Source organism: Streptomyces sp. NPDC046335, from assembly GCF_055587985.1.
Genome location: NZ_JBVJFF010000010.1, coordinates 25,526 through 42,960 on the forward strand (window position 1 = coordinate 25,526; position 17,435 = coordinate 42,960).

The 17,435-nt window shown below is 72.2% G+C and carries 15 protein-coding genes and 1 pseudogene; 8 read left to right on the top strand and 8 right to left on the bottom strand.

The window, feature by feature from the left end; translation table 11 throughout:
* The first annotated feature begins 196 nt into the window (after window positions 1-196).
* Together ACZ6JY_RS24620 and ACZ6JY_RS24625 are read left to right on the top strand one after the other, a co-directional pair.
* A complete protein-coding gene (locus ACZ6JY_RS24620) occupies window positions 197-1,465 on the top strand; it encodes a hypothetical protein (RefSeq protein WP_469198850.1) in 1,269 nt (422 codons plus the stop codon).
* A gap of 220 nt (window positions 1,466-1,685) precedes the next feature.
* Window positions 1,686-2,741 (top strand): tetratricopeptide repeat protein, encoded by a 1,056-nt coding sequence (locus ACZ6JY_RS24625; RefSeq protein WP_469198852.1) that lies wholly within the window; start codon window positions 1,686-1,688, stop codon window positions 2,739-2,741.
* On the opposite strand, the gene ACZ6JY_RS24630 is transcribed toward ACZ6JY_RS24625, so the two are convergent.
* Window positions 2,731-3,129: a PPOX class F420-dependent oxidoreductase gene (locus ACZ6JY_RS24630; RefSeq protein WP_469198854.1), complete on the bottom strand. Its 399-nt coding sequence runs from the start codon at window positions 3,127-3,129 to the stop codon at window positions 2,731-2,733. The genes ACZ6JY_RS24625 and ACZ6JY_RS24630 overlap by 11 nt on opposite strands.
* A gap of 61 nt (window positions 3,130-3,190) precedes the next feature.
* Between ACZ6JY_RS24630 and ACZ6JY_RS24635 the strand changes: the two genes are divergently transcribed.
* Window positions 3,191-3,793 carry a CGNR zinc finger domain-containing protein gene (locus tag ACZ6JY_RS24635; protein ID WP_469198856.1) on the top strand — a complete coding sequence of 201 codons (603 nt, stop codon included), beginning with the start codon at window positions 3,191-3,193 and terminating at the stop codon, window positions 3,791-3,793.
* Window positions 3,794-3,815: 22 nt separating this feature from the next.
* On the opposite strand, the gene ACZ6JY_RS24640 is transcribed toward ACZ6JY_RS24635, so the two are convergent.
* Window positions 3,816-4,844 carry a GlxA family transcriptional regulator gene (locus ACZ6JY_RS24640; RefSeq protein ID WP_469198858.1) on the bottom strand — a complete coding sequence of 343 codons (1,029 nt, stop codon included), beginning with the start codon at window positions 4,842-4,844 and terminating at the stop codon, window positions 3,816-3,818.
* 204 nt (window positions 4,845-5,048) lie between these two features.
* Between ACZ6JY_RS24640 and ACZ6JY_RS24645 the strand changes: the two genes are divergently transcribed.
* Window positions 5,049-5,699 carry an HD domain-containing protein gene (locus ACZ6JY_RS24645; RefSeq protein ID WP_469198860.1) on the top strand — a complete coding sequence of 217 codons (651 nt, stop codon included), beginning with the start codon at window positions 5,049-5,051 and terminating at the stop codon, window positions 5,697-5,699.
* A 32-nt stretch (window positions 5,700-5,731) separates the two neighbouring features.
* Here the strand turns inward: ACZ6JY_RS24645 and ACZ6JY_RS24650 are convergent, their stop codons facing one another.
* The 4 genes from ACZ6JY_RS24650 to ACZ6JY_RS24665 form a co-directional block, all read right to left on the bottom strand.
* On the bottom strand, window positions 5,732-6,595 hold the full coding sequence (locus ACZ6JY_RS24650) for a substrate-binding domain-containing protein (protein WP_469198862.1): 864 nt from the start codon (window positions 6,593-6,595) through the stop codon (window positions 5,732-5,734).
* 212 nt (window positions 6,596-6,807) lie between these two features.
* Window positions 6,808-8,562 (bottom strand): ABC transporter ATP-binding protein, encoded by a 1,755-nt coding sequence (locus ACZ6JY_RS24655; RefSeq protein ID WP_469199415.1) that lies wholly within the window; start codon window positions 8,560-8,562, stop codon window positions 6,808-6,810.
* Between the two features lie 157 nt (window positions 8,563-8,719).
* A complete protein-coding gene (gene murJ / locus ACZ6JY_RS24660; RefSeq protein ID WP_469198864.1) occupies window positions 8,720-10,321 on the bottom strand; it encodes a murein biosynthesis integral membrane protein MurJ in 1,602 nt (533 codons plus the stop codon).
* A gap of 319 nt (window positions 10,322-10,640) precedes the next feature.
* The gene (locus ACZ6JY_RS24665) at window positions 10,641-11,249 is read right to left on the bottom strand and encodes a TetR/AcrR family transcriptional regulator (RefSeq protein ID WP_469198866.1); all 609 of its coding nucleotides are present in this window, start codon (window positions 11,247-11,249) and stop codon (window positions 10,641-10,643) included.
* A gap of 109 nt (window positions 11,250-11,358) precedes the next feature.
* On the opposite strand from ACZ6JY_RS24665, the gene ACZ6JY_RS24670 reads away from it, so the two are divergent.
* The 3 genes from ACZ6JY_RS24670 to ACZ6JY_RS24680 all read left to right on the top strand — a co-directional run bounded on the left by ACZ6JY_RS24670 (window position 11,359) and on the right by ACZ6JY_RS24680 (window position 14,307).
* Window positions 11,359-12,840, top strand: a complete 1,482-nt coding sequence (locus ACZ6JY_RS24670) for a cytochrome P450 (protein WP_469198868.1) — start codon at window positions 11,359-11,361, stop codon at window positions 12,838-12,840.
* An 88-nt stretch (window positions 12,841-12,928) separates the two neighbouring features.
* Window positions 12,929-13,240, top strand: coding sequence for a hypothetical protein (locus tag ACZ6JY_RS24675; RefSeq protein ID WP_469198870.1), 312 nt, complete (start codon window positions 12,929-12,931; stop codon window positions 13,238-13,240).
* Window positions 13,237-14,307: a glutathione S-transferase family protein gene (locus ACZ6JY_RS24680; RefSeq protein ID WP_469198872.1), complete on the top strand. Its 1,071-nt coding sequence runs from the start codon at window positions 13,237-13,239 to the stop codon at window positions 14,305-14,307. Before ACZ6JY_RS24675 ends, ACZ6JY_RS24680 begins: the two co-directional genes overlap by 4 nt.
* A gap of 49 nt (window positions 14,308-14,356) precedes the next feature.
* On the opposite strand, the gene ACZ6JY_RS24685 is transcribed toward ACZ6JY_RS24680, so the two are convergent.
* Both ACZ6JY_RS24685 and ACZ6JY_RS24690 read right to left on the bottom strand, forming a co-directional pair.
* Window positions 14,357-14,593 carry a hypothetical protein gene (locus tag ACZ6JY_RS24685; protein WP_469198874.1) on the bottom strand — a complete coding sequence of 79 codons (237 nt, stop codon included), beginning with the start codon at window positions 14,591-14,593 and terminating at the stop codon, window positions 14,357-14,359.
* 332 nt (window positions 14,594-14,925) lie between these two features.
* Window positions 14,926-15,937 (bottom strand): annotated as a pseudogene (locus ACZ6JY_RS24690) (LysR family transcriptional regulator).
* Between the two features lie 126 nt (window positions 15,938-16,063).
* Here ACZ6JY_RS24690 and ACZ6JY_RS24695 point away from each other — a divergent pair.
* Complete coding sequence (locus ACZ6JY_RS24695) at window positions 16,064-17,314, top strand: MFS transporter (RefSeq protein ID WP_469198876.1); 1,251 nt, start codon at window positions 16,064-16,066, stop codon at window positions 17,312-17,314.
* Window positions 17,315-17,435 lie beyond the last annotated feature (121 nt).

Sequence of the window (17,435 nt, forward strand, 5' to 3'; positions counted from 1 at the left end):
AGCCCGGCACGAAGGGCTTATGCCCGGCGGAACATGGCGGAGGGGTGGGAGTGAGGTGGCTGGGGGGGTGCGTTGACTGCGGGGGTGCTGGGGCTGCCGGAGGGTGCGGGGTGACTCGCCCGCGAATGCCGTAATCGGAGCGATAGGGTATTGCGTCAACCTCGTCCCCCCTCACTGTCACACCAGGAGCACTTCCGTGACCGCAGCCATGGCCCCGTCCGACGAATTCTGGTCACCCGAGGAAGCTTCTTCTCCGGCCGAGGAGGCGCTGCCGACCGAGGAGACCGCTCCGTCCGAGGAGAGCGCTTCATCCGGGCGGACCGCTTCGTCCGAGGAGAGCGCTCCGTCCGAGGAGAGCGCTCCGTCCGAGCGGACCGCTTCGCCCGAGGAGAGCGCGCCCGTCGGCGCCGGGACGGCCGACGCCGCGACCGCCGACGCCGCGCGTCTGGTGGTCGAGGACGCCCGCGCCTTCGGGGCCTACGCGCGCACCGGCGGCTGGGCCTTCGCCCTGAAGGTCGCCCGCAGCGTCCGCCCCGGCGGGCAGGGCGCGGGCGAGACGCCGAAGATCTCCGCCAAGGAGTTCGCGGAGCTCGCGGGCTGCTCGGCCGAGCGCGTCATGCGCTACTACAAGGCCTGGGACAAGGCCGCCGACGACGGCATGGTGCCGCACTTCGAGGCGCTGGCCCCCGGCATGGAGGTGGAACTGCCCGACGCCGACGTCTGGCTGACGTACTACGCCTCCCGCTCCAGCGCCCTGACCCCGCGCGGCAACGCGATCTCCGAAGCCGCCGAAGCCGAGGGCATCCGCCCCACCAAGGCTCTGGAGGTCGCCGAGAACCCGACCGCCCTGCGCGCCGCGATCCTCGCCGACCCCGGCACCGCGGAGGCGGCCCGCAAGGCGCTGATGGACCGGCTCGACGAGGACCCGGCGCTCCGCACCGAGCTGGTCCGCGACATCGTCCGCACCGATGACCTCAAGAAGGCCGTCGCCGCCGAGTCCAAGGCGGGCGACCGCGTCGAGTACGTCCGCCAGGTCGTGGAGAAAGGCCAGGTCAAGACGGCCGCGGGGCAGATGATCGACGCCCCGGCGGAGCTGCGCGAGGAGGCCGAGCGGCATCTGTCCCTCATCGACGAGCTCGACGAGGGCGAGGACTCCGGCGAATGGGCGCGCGAGGCGTACGACACCGTGCGCGACCTGATCGCGGAGACCGTGCAGAGCGACCCGGAGCTGCGGGTGCAGGAGCGCCGCGCGAAGTTCTACAGCAGCCTGCAGAAGGCGACGAAGGTCTTCGAGGAGCTGACGTTCGACGACGTCGATGACATCGACGACATCTACGAGGACGACATGCTCAAGCGCCTGGAGGACCTGCAACAGGCCATCGGCGCCTGCATCGCGTCACTCCAGTCGGCGACCACGCAGGAACAGCCCGCGCCCGAGGCAACGCAGGACCACAGCCCGGCCTGATCCTCGCGGGAGCGGGACGCGAGACGCGGGGCGCGGGACACGGGGCACGGGGCACGGGGCACGGGGTGGTCGTCCCGTACGTCGTGAGGCTGATCATGGCGTCGTGCGTAGCACCTCAGGCGTACGCGATGACCCCTACCGGGACGGATTCGCCGCCCCCGGTCTTCCTCGTAGCTTCTTGATCACGTCACGTCGTCGATGATCGAGAGGCCGCGGGCCCATGTACGTCAAGGCATTCGCACCGGAGTATCAGGGCAGTCTCGGCTCGGAGCTGAGCGTCAACTCCTCCTACGAGGAGGTGCTCGCCACGGCCGGCCGCGCGCTCTCCCGGGCGGGCGGCGCGGCCGAGCGGGCGCGCGCCGCCCTCGCGGTGGCCGAGGCCAACCGGCGGCTCGGGAACGTGGACGACGCCGGTGCCGCCTGGCGGCAGAGCTACCGCAGTGCCCGCGCCGCCGGAGACCGCGGAGCCATGGCGTGGGCGCTGTGGAGCGGCGGCACCCTCGCCCGGCAGTGCGGCGCGCTGCCGCTGGCCCGGCGGCTGCTCGCCTGCTCCGTCACGCTCGCCGCGGACAGCGGCGACCGCCTCGCCCACGGCTACGCGCTCGCGGGCCTCGCCGAGACCGGTCGCATCCAGGGCGACTACGCCGCCGTCGCCGAGCTGCACGAAGAACTGCTCGAACAGGGCCGCGCGCACGGCGAGGCCCGGCACATGGTCTGGGCGATGACCGGCATCGCGCAGATGCACCGCAACACCGGCGAGCACGCCAAGGCCCTGGAGCTGTTCGAGGAGTGCATACGGATCTCCACGGAGGCGGAGGACGCCCGGGGGCGCGCATGGTCGCTGCGGGGTGTGGCCGACGTCCTCTCGCTGCGGGGCGAGCCGGACCGTGCGCTCGCGCTGCTCTCGGAGGCCGAGGAGGTCTGCCGGGCCATGGACCTGGCGAGCGCGCTGGCCTACAACCTCAAGATGCGCGGCAACGTCCTGTACCGCGCGGGGCGTCACGCCGAGGCCCGCGACACGTACGCCGTCGCCCTCGACGAGTTCACCGCCATGGGCGAGCCTCGCGGTATCGCGCTGTCCCGCCTGGGCCTCGCCAAATGCCGTGCGCGCCTCGGCCGCGACCGGGCCGAGACCCTCGCTGAACTGGACGTCCTGGAAGCGGACTTCGGCCGCATGGGACTGCGGCACGCCCGCGACATGGTGCTCGCCTTCCGCGCCGAAGCGACGGGTGAGGACCTGGCCGGAAGGGTCGCCGCGGCGGCCGTCAGTTCGTGAGGGTGATGCGGATGCCGACCGTTCCGTCAAGGCCCCGCCGGATCCTGCTGCCGAGCAGGGTGAGGAAACCGATGACCTTGTACTTGCGGGTGATGAGGGTGCGCAGGCGCGCGGTCGCCTCGGGCGCGCAGACCTCCGCGGTCGCGGGCACCTGCGCCCCGGTGGGGTTGCCCCGCACGTCACAGGGTCCGACCATGACATCCGGGCGCCTGCGGATGCGCTTCACCTTCCAGGAGTCACTGACCGTCCAGATCCCGAGCGCGTCGCCGTCGCGGACGACCCAGACCGGGCTCGGCACGAGGGTGCCGTCCTTCCGGTAGCTGCTGACCAGCAGGTACTTTCCGCTGCCGAGCCGTGTGAGCTGCGCGTCCGTGGTGTCGTCATCCATGACGGGAGTCTAGGCCGCCCGCGCGGCCGTGGCGCCGCCCGTAACCATTTATGTTGGTTACATGGACTCATCCGCGTCCCCCGGCATCCAGATGCGCTCGCACACCGGCGCCGGCTACCGCTTCGACCCGGGCGCCCTCTGCCTCGAACTGCTGACCACCGGCGGCCCCGGCGAGTTCCGGCGCTACGAGGTGCTGCACGCCCCGGACGACCTGGCCGCCTGGGCCGAACGGTCGCGGCTCACGCCCACGCCCCGCCTCCAGGTGTCCGAGACCGAGGTGGCGGATGCCCGGCGGTTGCGCGACGCCCTGTTCCGCGTGGCCACCGCCCGCGCCCTCGACGAGCCGCCCGCCCCTGCCGACATCGCCACCGTCAACGAAGCCGCCGCCCGTCCACCGCTGACCCCGGCGATCGGGCCGGACGGACAGCGGACCTGGCCGGCGACCGCTGACGGGTCCGGGCTGCTCTCGACCGTCGCGCGGGACGCCGTGGACCTGCTGACCGGCCCCTTCGCCCACCGCATCCGCATGTGCGCCGCCGACAACTGCTCCCTCGTCTACGTCGACACCTCCCGCCCCGGCCGACGCCGCTGGTGCTCGATGGAGCACTGCGGCAACCTGCACAAAGTACGGACGCTGCGCGCGCGCCGTTCCGAGGAGAGCTGACAGCGGCGCCCCGGCAGTCACGTCAGACGCCGGCGCCACGTGGGCCGGCCGGCTCGCCCCGAGCGGTACGGAAGCGTGCGGCATACGCGGACGGCGTCGTCCCGAGGTGCCGGGCGAAGGCCCTGCGGAGCGTTTCGTCGCTGCCCAGGCCGCCGCGGAGTGCGGCCTCGGTGACCGAGGCGCCGCGCTCGAGGAGGATGCGGGCGGCCTCCACACGCATGACCTCCACGTGGGCGGCGGGGGTGCTGCCGACCTGCTGGGCGAAGAGCCGGGAGACATGGCGGGCGCTGAGGCCGGCTCGCGCGGCCAGCGCCCGCAGGCTGTGGTCGGCCGCCGGGTCCGCGGCGATGGCGTCCAGAAGCGGGCGCAGCACCGGATGCCGCGTGGTCGCGGTGCGGGACGCCGCCGAGAACTGGGACTGGCCGCCGGGGCGCTGGAGGAAGACGACCAGATCACGGGCGACCCGGCGGGCCTCTTCGGGGCCGTGGTCCTCCTCGACGAGCGCGAGGCACACGTCGATGCCCGCGGTGACACCCGCCGAGGTCAGCACCGGACCGTCCTGGACGTAGATGGCGTCCGGCGTGACGGTGATGTCGGGATGGGCGCGGGCCAGGTCGTCGGCGTACTCCCAGTGCGTGGTGGCCCTGCGGCCCCGCAGCAGTCCGGCCGCCGCGAGGGCGAACGCCCCGGTGCACACCGACGCCACACGGCCCGCACCGGGGGCGAGCCGGGCCACCAGCTCCACGAGTTCGGGGCGTTCGTCCAGGATGCGCAGGTCGGCGGGGCCGGGGACGATGAGCGTGTCCGCCCGGCCGACGTCGGCGGCCGAGAGGTCCGCGGCGATGCGCAGCCCGGTGGACGTGGTGACGTCACGTCCGTCCGGTGTGCAGACCCGTACCCGGTAGGCGCCGGTCGTGCGGGCAGCCGTGTGGAAGACCTCGAGCGGGGCGGCCACGTCGAGGAGGCGGGCGCCGTCGAAGGCGAGAACGAGGACGTCGTGGACGGGGGCGTCGTGGACGGCGGCGTCGTGGACTGGCTGGGGTCGGCGCATGGTTTCAGCGTAGGCGGTGGGCATGTCCAGATCTGTGGGGTTCCTGTCCATGGGGACATGGCGGCCGCGCAGGCCCTGCGCCAGGCTTGAGTGCGTAAGAGAGCGCAACCAAGAACGCATGCGGGAACGCATACGGGAACGCGTACGGCTTCACCTACGGGACCCATGCGAAGCCTTACGCCACCGATCGACAGGAGCCGCCCGATGAACGCCCAGCCGTCGTCCTCCGCCGCCGGAATCTCCGTTCCGGACACCAAGCTGGCCGCCGAGGCGACCGAACTCGTCCGCGACACCACGGACGACCTGATCTACCACCACTCCCGGCGCGTCTACTGGTTCGCCGGCCTCCAGGGCCGCAACCGCGGCCTGGACTTCGATCCCGAGCTCCTCTACATCGGCGCCATGTTCCACGACCTGGGCCTCGGCGAACGCTTCCGTTCCAGTGGCCGCCGCTTCGAGGTCGACGGCGCCGACGAGGCGCGTCGCTTCCTGGAGAGCCGGGGAGTGCCTGAGGACGGCGTGCGGCGCGTATGGACGGCCATCGCGCTGCACACCACGCCCGGCATCCCCGAGTACATGGAACCGGAGGTGGCCCTGGTGACCGCCGGGGTGGAGTACGACGTACTCGGCATCGGCTTCGACGACATCAGCGCGGCCGACCGCGCCGAGATCACCGCGCTGCATCCGCGCCCGGACTTCAAGCGGCGCATCCTGCGGGCGTTCACCGACGGCATCGCGCCGAAGCCGGAGACCACGTTCGGCAATGTGAAGGCCGATGTCCTGGAGCACTTCGTGCCCGGCTTCACGCGGGGCGACTTCGTACGGGTGATCCAGGACTCGCCCTGGGACGAGTAGCCCGGCGGCTCTGCGCCCCGGCAGCCCGCCCCTCAGGGCTTCGCCGCCTCCAGGGCTTCGGCGAGCGAGACGCAGAAGCGGGCCTGTTGGCGGGCGCTCGGCGGCAGCTCGGGGTTCCAGGGCAGGGACCGGACGCCCGGCCCCAGGGCGTCGCCCAGCTCGGCCGCGTTGCTGCGCACGTCGGTGAGCACGAGGTCCGGTTCCAGAGCGGCCGCCTCGGCCCATGTCGTCGTGGACCAGTTGCCGCCCTGTCCCTGCGCCGGGTCCACGAGCCCGACACCGAGGCCGGCGAGCGCGGCCAGGTCGGCCCAGGCGTAGGGCCTCGCCAGGTGGACGGAGTCGGGGCCCGCCGGGGAGAGGGCGAGCACGCGCGGCCGTACCGGACCGGCCGCCGCCTCGCTCAACCTGGCCTCCACCGCCGCGAGTTCGTGGTCGGCACCGGGCTGCTCGGGAGCGCCCAGGCTGCGGGCGAGGGCCGTGACGCGGCCCCTGATGCCGGCGAGGCTGCGGCCACGGCCGACGTCGAGCACGGCGAGCGGAACCCGCTCCTCCAGGTGCTTGGCGGCCTCCGGATCGATGCCGTACACCTGGCCGCCGCCGTAGGTGAGGGCGACGATCAGGTCGGGCTCCGCGCCGAGCAGCGCCTCGGTGTCCAGCGCGGGCCCCGCCCCGAAGTAGGCGACGTCGGCCAGGGGCAGGCTGCCCGTCTTGGCCGGGTCCGGCACGGCCGGGTCGTCGTGCGCGGAACCGAAGACGCCGAGCGGGCGTATGCCATGGTCGTGCAGTGCCGCGCCGGTCGGCACGTAGGTGATGAGGCGCTCCGGGCGCCTCGGGGCCCTCACCAGATGGTCCCGGTCGTCGGTGAACTCCCATTCACGGGCGGTCTCGTGTGCCATGGTGCGACTCCTCCTGCTGCTCCCGTACCACGGGCCCGGCCTCTCGCGATCTGCCCTGTCGCGCCGCCTCACCGTGGCCGTACCGGAGCTACCTGCCCGGGCACGACTCGCGGTACACAGGCTCTCAGGGCGCGTCGGCGCTCAGAGCCGGCGCTCCGCCGCCTTTGACGGTGCCGGCGAGGCCGCTGTTGAAGGCGATGGCGGCTTGGGGCCTACGCCGACGTGGCCAGGAACTGCGTCGCCGCCAGTTCTCCGTACAACGGGTCGGACGCGACCAGTTCGGCGTGCGTGCCCACCGCCCGTACCTTCCCCGCGTCCATCACCACGATCCGGTCGGCCATCGTCACCGTCGACAGGCGGTGGGCCACCACGAGCACCGTGACCTCGCGGGAGACCTCCGCGACGACGTCCCGCAGGGCCAGTTCATTGACGGCGTCCAGTTGCGAGGTGGCCTCGTCGAGGAGGAGCAGGCGAGGTTTCCTGAGCAACGCCCTGGCGATCGCGACGCGCTGCCGCTCACCGCCGGACAGCTTGGAACCCCGGTGGCCGACCACCGTGTCCAGCCCCTCGGGCAGCCGCTCGACCACGCCGTCGAGGCGTGCGCGTACGAGGACGTCGAGGACCTCGGCCTCGGTGGCGTCGGGCGCGGCGAACAGCAGGTTCTCGCGCAGGGTGCCCGCGAGGACGGGGGCGTCCTGCTCCACGTACCCGATGGCGGCCCGCAGTTCGGCCAGCGGCCACTCCCGTACGTCCTCGCCGTCGACGAGCACCCTGCCGCCCGTCGCCTCGTAGAACCGCTCGATGAGGCCGAACACAGTCGTCTTGCCCGCGCCCGACGGACCCACGAAGGCCGTCATGCCGGGGCCCGGCACATCGAAGCTCACGCCGTGGTGGACGTAGGGGAGCTCGTCGCGGTAGCGGAAGGTCACCTCGTCGAAGACCACGGAGGCCGGTCCTGCGGCGGCACCCGGGGCGGACCCCCGGCCCGCGCCGGCCGTCGGATCAGCCAGCGGCTCGGTCTCCAGGCGCTCCGCCTGCACGATCCTCGCGACCGCCGCCGATCCCACCTGGTACTGCGACGCCGCCTCGACCATGCGGGACACCGGGTCGATCAGATAGAAGAGGAAGAGCAGGAAGGCGATCAGCGTCGAGACGGAGATCGTGCCGGACGCGACCCGCGCGCCTCCGATGCCGAGGACGGCGAGGAACGACACCTGCACCGCCAGGCCGACCGAACTCCACGCCACCGACTGCCACTTGGCCGACCGCACACCGTGCCGCCACGCCTCTTGTGCCGCCTTCTCCACCGCCGCCGACTCGCGCCCCTCGGCACCGGACGCCTTGAGGGTACGGAAGGCGCCGAAGGCGCGTTCGAGCGCGGTGGAGATCGTGCCCACCGCCTCCTGGGCGCGCCGCGTGGCCTGCGCGATCTTCGGCATGACCAGGGACACCGCGCCGCCGATGAGCACGATCACGCCGAGCGTGACGCCGAGGAGCACCGGGTCCATCAGTCCCATCAGCACGATGGTCGCGATGAAGGTGAGCCCGCCGGACACCGCGGAGACCACGGACTGGGTGGTCACGGCGCGCAGCAGCGTCGTGTCGGAGGTGACCCGTGACATCAGGTCGCCCGGCTGCGTCCGCTCCACCTCGGTGAGGCGCAGCCGCAACAGCCGTCCGATCAGGCTGCGTCGTGCCGCGAGCACCACGGACTCCGCCGTGCGCTCCAGGATGTACGCGCCCACGGACTCGATCACCGTGCCGAGCACCACGAGCGCGGTCAGGAGCAGCAGAATCCCGGCTATGGACTCATCGCCGCCGAGCCGGTCCACGAGGGCCTTGGCGGCCAACGGCTGGGCCAGACCGGTCGCCGATCCGATCAGCGTGAGGAGGGCTCCGAGGGCGACGGCACCGCGGTGCGGACGAAAGTGGCGGTACAGGGCCTGCCAGGTCTCCTTGGCGGGCAACCGCTCCGTGGTCTCCTTCCGGTCGGGGGCGGGGTCGGGGTCGGGTCTGTGCTGGGCATCGGTGAGGGCAGCTTCGGTCACGCCCGTCAGGACGCGGCAGAGGCCGCTCCACCTGACTGATCGGCGACGTGGCACGCATGGAGGTCCGGCCGGAGCCTTAGCGGCGCAGGCCCGGCAGCATGCGTAGCTCCGATATTCGCAGCAGGCGCGCGAGCACCAGGTACCCCAGCGTCATCGTCACGCCGCCTGCCGCCAGGGCGAGGGCGGTCGACACCGTGCCGGTCGGTGCCGCCTCGCCGCCCGCGCGTGCGGCGGCCCAGCCGAGCGCTCCGGCACCGGCGGACGCCAGGATCAGCTTGCCGTAGGTCCGGGCGAGCCGGCGTCCGTCCATGTAACCCCCGAGGCGTCGGCGCAGCAGCCGTGCGGTGATGAGCAGGCCGACGGCGTACGAGACGGTGTAGGCGGCGGCCATGCCGGTGACCGCCCAGCGCGGTGACAACAGCCAGTGGCAGGCGGCGGCCAAGGCTATGTTCAGGCCCGCGATCCATGCCGCCATCCAGAACGGCGTACGGGTGTCCTCGTAGGCGTAGAAGCCGCGCAGGAGTAGGTACTGCGCGGAGAACGGGATCAGGCCGAGGCCGAACGCCTGGATCATGTGGCCGAGGGGCTCGGTGGCGCCGGCGTCGGATGCTCCGTGGGCGAAGAGCAGCTCGGCGGTCTGCGGTCCGAAGGCGAGGAAGAAGAACCCCGCGGGCACGATCACGGTGCCGGTGAGGCGCAGGGCGCGCGAGAGCTCTCCGCGCAGATCGGCGGTGCGGCCGTCCGCCGCGGCCTTGCTCATCCGGGGCAGCAGCGCGGTGACCAGGGAGACGGTGACGATGGACTGCGGCAGGAGCCAGATGGTCTGTGCGTACGAGTACGCCGTGTATCCGACGCCGTCGTTCGGCAGTTGCTGGTCGGCGGCGTTGGCGTAGTTGCTGACGACGGTCAGCGCGGCCTGGTTGGCGAGGACCAGGAGCAGTGTCCAACGGGCGGCCTGCACGCTCTTGCCGAGCCCTGTGCCGCGCCAGTCGAACCGCGGCCGGAAGCGCAGGCCCGCGGCGCGCACGAACGGCACGAGCGCGAGGGCCTGTAGCGCGATGCCGCAGGTGGTGCCGATGCCGAGGAGTCTGACCTGGGCGGCGGTGATGTCCTGGACGGAGTCGGGCACCGCCATCAGGCCGAGGTAGGCCCCGAACATCGCGACCAGCACCACGTTGTTCAGGACCGGCGTCCACATCATCGCGCCGAACTTCTCCCGGGCGTTGAGGACTTGCCCGAGCATGGCGAAGAGCCCGTAGAAGAAGATCTGGGGCAGCAGGAACCGCGCGAAGACAACGGTGAGCTGGAACGCCTCGTGGTTCTGCGGGCTGTCCCGCATATAGAGGCCGACTATCTGCGGGGCCGCCCACACCGCGAGTGCCGTGCCCACTCCGAGGACGCAGACGACCAGGGTGATCAGGCGCTGCTCGAAGGCCTTGCCGCCGTCCGGGTCCTTCGCGCGGGCGCGGACCAGCTGGGGGACCAGGACGGCGTTGAGCGCGCCGCCGATCAGGAGGGTGTAGAGGCTGGTGGGAACGGTGTTGGCCGTGTTGTACGTACTGGCGAGCAGACCCGTGCCGAGCGCGGCGGCCTGGAGGACCTGCCGGATCAGACCGGTGGCCCTGGAGACCACGGTGCCGAAGGCCATCAGGAGGGAGGAGCGGGCGAGCGTCACCATGTCACCGGCTCCCTTCTCGGGGCGCCCCGGACCGGGCGAAGGCCCCCGAGCTCGCCAAGCTCTCCGAGCTCTCCAGGCTCCCCGAACTACCCGGGCTCCCCGGACCCCCCGGACTCAAGCTGCCTTCGAACGTGGCGGAGCACGCCGCAGGCTCGCGGAAGCGGTCGGCACGGAGCCGCCGCACGTGCTCGCCGAGTTCTTGATTCATGCGCCCGATCGTCGCACGCACCACTGACAACGGGCCTCACCGGCCACGAGGAACGCACCACCCCCGGCGCGCGAACGCCTCAGCACACGAACGCCTCGGCCCCCGACGGCGTCACCGCGTGATGGCGCCCAACAACGCCTTGGCACACAGGTCCCGCACCTGTTCCCGCGTGAGTCCGGGCTCCGCGAGCCACTCCAGACAGACCGCCACCATGAAAGCGAGCCAGCCCCGGACCGCCAGTCGCAGCGCCGGCGGGTCCTGAATGATGTCCGTGGCGGCCGGGTCCGCCGCGAGGGCCGCGAGGATCTGCCGCTCCTGGGCCGCGAGGCCCCTTCCGTAGACCTCGCGGACCAGGGGGTCGCCCGCCGCCTCGGCCCGGTGAAAGGCCCGGAAGCCCTGCGCGTGGCTCTCCACATAGCCGAGGAACGTGTCGAGCCCGGTGGTGATCTGCTCGCGCACCGGCAGGCCCGGTTCGGCCGCCGTCAGGCGCAGCATGCGCTCGCTCTCGCGCTGGACCACGGCGGCGAAGAAGTCCCGTTTGGTCGGAAAGTAGTGGTAGAGGAGTCCGCGCGATACGCCCGCGATCTCCGCGACCCTTTCGATCCACACATCGTCGTAGGGCTTCTGCGCGAACAGCCGCGATCCGACGGAAAGCAGCTGCTCACGCCGCTCCTCGCTGCTCAGTCTGCGGCGCGTGCGCTCCTGCGGGGTGGCGGCCATGCGAAAACCTTACTTGACGCGAATTCAATAAGGGGCCCAGACTGGGGAGCCCTATTGAATCCACGTACAACAGGCTCAATGAGTCTGTGTGACAAGGGAGATGGCGCGCATGGCGCAGACGACGCGGGCCACGGCGGGGCAGGACGGCCCGGCCGCTCCCCCACCCAAGGGGTTCCGCAGCGCGGAGCTGGGCTGGCCGGAGCTGCACCGCATCCCGCATCCGCCGCGCCGTCTGCCGCTGCTCGGCGATGTCGTGGGCGCCAGTGTGCGCACACCGTTGCAGGACTCGATGCGGCTGGCCGAGCGGCTCGGGCCGATCTTCCGGCGCAAGGCGTTCGGCAAGGAGTTCGTGTTCGTGTGGGGCGCCTCTCTGGCCGCCGACCTGGCGGACGAGTCGCGGTTCGCCAAGCATGTGGGCCTGGGCGTGGCCAACCTCCGCCCGGTCGCGGGCGACGGCCTCTTCACCGCGTACAACCACGAGCCCAACTGGCAACTGGCTCACGACATACTCGCTCCCGGGTTCAGCCGCGACGCGATGGCGGGCTATCACCCGCTGATGCTCGACGTCGCGCGGCAGCTCACGGCCCGCTGGGACGAGCGGGAGTCGGCGGGACGGGCGGTGGACGTGCCGGGCGACATGACGAAGCTGACGCTGGAGACGATCGCCCGCACCGGCTTCGGGCACGATTTCGGCTCCTTCGAGCGGGCGGCCCCGCACCCCTTCGTGACGGCGATGGTAGGCACGCTCTCCTTCGCCCAGCGCCGCAACGTCGTGCCGCCGCCGCTCGCCCCGCTGCTGCTGCGCGGCGCGAACCGGCGCAACGACGCCGACATGGCCTACCTCAACCGCACCGTCGACGCCGTGGTGGCGGCCCGTCGCGCCTCGGAAAGCCCGGCCGCCCACGGTGACCTGCTCGACCGCATGCTCGACGTGGCCCATCCCGAGACGGGCGAACGGCTGTCCGCGGAGAACATCCGCCGCCAGGTCATCACCTTCCTGGTCGCGGGGCACGAGACGACGTCCGGCGCCCTGTCGTTCGCCCTGCACTACCTCTCGCGCTCGCCGGAAGTGCTCACGCGTGCGCGTGCCGAGGTCGACGAGGTCTGGGGACGGGACGGTGAACCCGCGTACGAGCAGGTGGCGAAGTTGCGCTATCTGCGCAGGGTGCTCGACGAGTCGTTGCGACTCTGGCCGACCGCTCCCGCGTTCGCCCGTGAGGCGCGTGCGGACACCGTGCTCGGGGGCGCGCATCCGATGCGCCGGGGCGCGTGGGCGCTGGTCCTCGCCACGATGCTGCACCGCGACCCGGCCGCATGGGGCGAGCATCCCGAGGAGTTCGACCCCGACCGGTTCGCTCCTTCGGCGGTACGGGCCAGACCCGCGCATGTCTTCAAACCGTTCGGCACCGGCGCCCGGGCCTGTATCGGACGTCAGTTCGCGCTGCACGAGGCCACCTTGGTCCTCGGACTGCTGCTGCGCCGCTACGACCTGCACGCCGACCCCGGCTACCGGTTGCGTGTCACCGAACGGCTGACCCTTATGCCGGACGGACTCACCTTGCGGCTCACGCGCCGCGTCCCGGCCGCGTAGAGGCGCCATTGTCAGACCCTTGCGCCACAGTGGAGGTGGGCATCGTCGCGATGCCGCCACGCCACCCAGCGCAGAGGAGTCGCTCGACATGACCGGCACGACATCCGAGGAACTGCTCGCCGCCCAGGCCTGCTTGCGTCTGCTCCACACGGCGCGGGCAGCGCTGTCCGGCTCCTGCGAGGTCTCCCCCGCCGCCGCGGCCACGCTGCTGGCGGGGCCGATCGCGGAAGCCGACGACGCGCTGCGCCGCGCGGGCCTCACGGGCAACGAGGCGGCGCTCATCGACCGTATCTACGACCTGCCGCCGCACCCACCGGCCATCCCGCAGGCCCCGCCCGCCCAGCGCTCCCGCCAGGCGGCGCTGCCCCGTTCCCGCACACGAGAGGGGAGCCAGTCATGAGCGGACAGGACGACACACCCAAGGACGGCACACGCAAGGACGACACACGCAAGGCCGCCGGAGAGGGCAATGCCTCGTACGGCCACAAGGAGTTCAAGCGCTCCAAGAGCCACTTCGCGGACCGTGTCACCGCCGACGGCAGGGACGGCTGGCCGGTGGAGTCCGGGCGGTATCGCCTGGTGGTGAGCCGGGCCTGCCCCTGGGCGAGCCGGGCCCTGGTCTCGCGGCGGCTGCTCGGCCTGGAGGACGCCCTGTCCCTGGGCGTCACCGACCCGATCCAGGACGACCGGAGCTGGCGGTTCACGCTGGACCCCGACGACCGCGACCCCGTCCTCGGCATCCGCTATCTGAGCGAGGCGTACGACGCGCGGGAGAGCGGATATCCGGGCGGCGTCAGCGTCCCCGCGCTCGTGGACGTGCCCAGCGGCAAGCTGGTCACGAACGACTATCAGCAGCTCACCCTCGACTTCGCCGCACAGTGGACGGCGCTGCACCGCAAAGGGGCGCCCGACCTGTACCCCGAGCCGCTGCGCGACGAGATCGACGAGGTGATGGAAGGCATCTACCGCGATGTGAACAACGGCGTGTACCGCGCGGGTTTCGCCCCGGACCAGCAGGCGTACGAGGCGGCTTACCACGATGTCTTCCGCCGTCTCGAACTGACCTCCGAGCGGCTCGCGAGCCGGCGCTATCTGGTCGGCGACGCCATCACGGAGGCGGACATCCGGTTCTTCACCACGCTGGTGCGGTTCGACGCGGTGTACCACGGCCACTTCAAGTGCAACCGCAGGAAGCTGACCGAGGACCCGGTGCTGTGGGCGTACGCACGGGACCTGTTCCAGACGCCGGGCTTCGGCGACACGGTCGACTTCGACCACATCAAGCGGCACTACTACCAGGTGCACTCGGGCATCAATCCGACCCGTGTCGTGCCTCTCGGACCCGACCTGGAGGGATGGCTGACGCCGCACCACCGCGAGGAGCTGGGCGGAAGCCCGTTCGGTGACGGCACACCGCCCGGACCGGTTCCCGAGGGTGAGGAGGTACCAGTGACCGGAAGGCCCTGACCGGCGGCCACCCGCGACCGAGCCGCCGACTCCGGCCGACCCGCGGGCGTTACCCGATCCGCCAGGTGAACTTGTCGCCGCCCACCCACCGCACGGTGTCCGGGTCGTCGAGGTCGTGCACGGTGATGCCCACCATGGCGGCCGCCTCCAGGACGTCCGTGACGGCCTTGGCCTTGCCGACCACCTCCCCGTCGATCTCCACGATGCGGAACGGCGGGGTGCCGTGCTGGACGCCGAGCACGGTGATCCGGGGCTTCGGCATGTACAGGTACGCGCTTTCGGTCATGCCTGGAACTCTTCCACGGCGGGCCGGGAACCGGCCTCGGCGCTCGGCCGCTCGGGCTACGCGGCCCCGGCGAGGAGGCGCGCCGCCGGGGGGGCCGAGGCGAGCGCACCCCTGCGGTCGACCCACAGTGGTCGACCCCCGCCGGTCGACCCCCGCCGGTCGGCCCCCGCCGGTCGGCCCCCGCCGGTCGGCCCCACCGGCCGAACGCCACGCGCGTGCCCAAGGCGTCGAGCCGCGCGAGGAGTTCATCGGCGCAGGCCGCGCTGTCGTCGGCAGCGAACGCACCCGGCGCCGTGCCCTGGCCGAGGAGTGCCGTGAGCTCCCTGAGCCGGTCAGGCCGAGGTCGTCGTGGTGGGCGGCGAGACGGTCGTCGGGCAGCCATGCCGAGCCGCGTTCATCGGGCCCACGCCGGTGTCCACGTGGCGCCGCCCCGGATCCCCGGCGAGGCCCGGTGACTCGGCGATGGTGTCGAGGAGCGGCTCGGTGCCGAACTCGGGCCCGGTCGCCTCGATGCTGAGCCCGAACGCGGCGGCGAGATCGTCGTAGTAGGCGGCCCACTCGGTTCCCGCGACGAGGCCGGGCATCCAGATGCGGTGACCGGCCAGCTGCTCCGGCGTGACCTCGCGGGCGGCGGCGAGCGCGTGGCCGGGCCCGGTGAGCAGCTGGATGGGCTCGTCGTACACCCGGACGGCCTCGATGCCGTCGGGGAGGTGGCTAGGGCCTGCCGTTTGGATCATCTCGGCGTCGCGGGCCCTGGCACGCACATCTGCGGCGTTGTCGTCGGTTGCCAACGCTCCGCGTTGTCGCCCTCCTCCGCCTTGCAGCTTGCACGCACCAGACCCCGCTCCGGCCAGGCTCAGAGGCACCGCCCCTACAGCCGACCTGATCCAAACGACAGACCCTAGCGGACACGGTGACCGCCCGGAACGTCGCGTCGATCGTGCCGGAGCGTACGGCGGTGATGGCCGCGTCGGCGTCGAACAGCGTCACCACGTCCAGGGCCACCTCGGGATGCGCGCGGTGGAAGCCGCGCAGGAGATCCGCGGGGGCGAGCCGCCTGCCGATCACGTCGACGCGCAGCGCACGGCTGCCGGGCCGCACGGAGGCCGCCGCGCGCTCCTCGGACCTGAGGAGGTCGCGGGCGTACGGCAGGAAGACCTGGCCGTCGATGGTGAGCCGGGCGCCGCGCGGTGTGCGGTGCAGGAGCCGCACCGCGAGGTCGTTCTCCAGCGCGGCGACACGCTTGGAGACAGCCTGCTGGGTGATCGCCAGGTCGGCGGCGGCCGCCTGGAAGCGGCCCGCGTCGACGACGGCGACGAAGGCGCGCACGGCGTGGAGATCCATGTCCGCCAGCCTAGGTGTACAACCTGGGGTTGTGGCCGGGCCCCGAGGTGGTTGTTTGATGTCCAGGCCGGTCGCCCGCTTGGATGGCCGTCGGCAACGCGCGGTTGTCGGGACGGGGAGACAGGCATGTCGGGCAGACGGTCGCTCGGGCGGCGGTTCGGGTGGCTCTGGGCGGCGTACGCGGTCAGCTCCTTCGGGACGCGGCTGGCGTTCGACGCGTTCTCGATGATCGCGATCCTGGCGCTGGGCGCCGGTACGACGCAGGTCGCCCTCATCTCCGCCGTGGGCCTCGCGGTGGGCGCGGTGGCGGCGGTGCCGCTGGGCCCGTGGGTGGAGTTCCGCCGCAAGCGGCCCGTGATGGTGGCGATGGACCTGGTGCGGTTCGCGGCACTGCTCAGCGTCCCCGCCGCGTATGCGCTCGGTCTGCTCGGCTTCGCGCAACTGCTTCTCGTGTCGGCCCTCGTCGCCGCGGCCGACATCACGTTCACCGCGGCGAGCGGCGCCTTCCTCAAGGGTCTGGTGCCACCGCGGGACCTGCTGATCGCGAACGGCCGCTTCGAGTCCACCACCTGGACGGCCACCATGCTCGGGCCGCCGCTCGGCGGTGCCGCGGTCGGCCTCTTCGGTCCGGTGCTCACCGTGCTCGCCGACGCCGTCAGCTATCTGTTCTCCGCCATCGGCATCAAGGCGATCGGCGGCACGGAACCGCTGCCCGAGCGCGGCGACGCGCCGTCCGGGGTGCGGGCGGGTGATCTCCTCAACGGCTGGCGGTTCATCCTGGCCGACCCCGTGCTGCGCCCGCTGTTCCTCAACACCGTGCTGGTCAGCGGCCTGATCATGGCGGCCACGCCGCCGCTCGCGGTCCTGATGCTCGGCGACCTCGGCTTCGCGCCCTGGCAGTACGGACTCGCGTTCGCGCTGCCCTGCCTCGGCGGCCTGGTCGGTGCGCGGCTCGGCCGGCGCCTCGTCCCGGAGTACGGGCAGCGCGGGGTTCTGCTCACCGCCGGAACCCTGCGCGTGTGCTGGCCCGTAGGCCTCGCCTTCATCGGGCACGGCACCGCGGGGCTCGTCCTGGTGATGGTCATCGAGTTCGCCCTGATCACCTGCATCGGGGTGTACAACCCGGTGCTCTCCACCCTCCGGCTCGAACGGGCCCCCGCGGACCGCGTCACGCGCATTCTCTCCGCCTGGTCGGTCACCAGTAAGACCACCATCGCGGCCATGACCGCCCTGTGGGGTCTCCTGGCCGCCGCCACCGGCCCCCGCGCCGCGATCGCCGGCGCCGGACTGATCATGCTGGCCACCCCGCTGCTGCTCCCCTGGCGCGACCGCGCCGCACACCGGCCGGAGGCACCCGCCCGCGCGGGCAGCACCTAAGACCCACCCGCCGGCGCCTAAGGCCCACCCGCTGGCCTCTAAGGCCCACCCTCCTGCTTGTTAATGGGTTTCATTTTCATGTAGCGTGCGGGTCCTGTCCCCGCGCACCCCACTCAGGAGA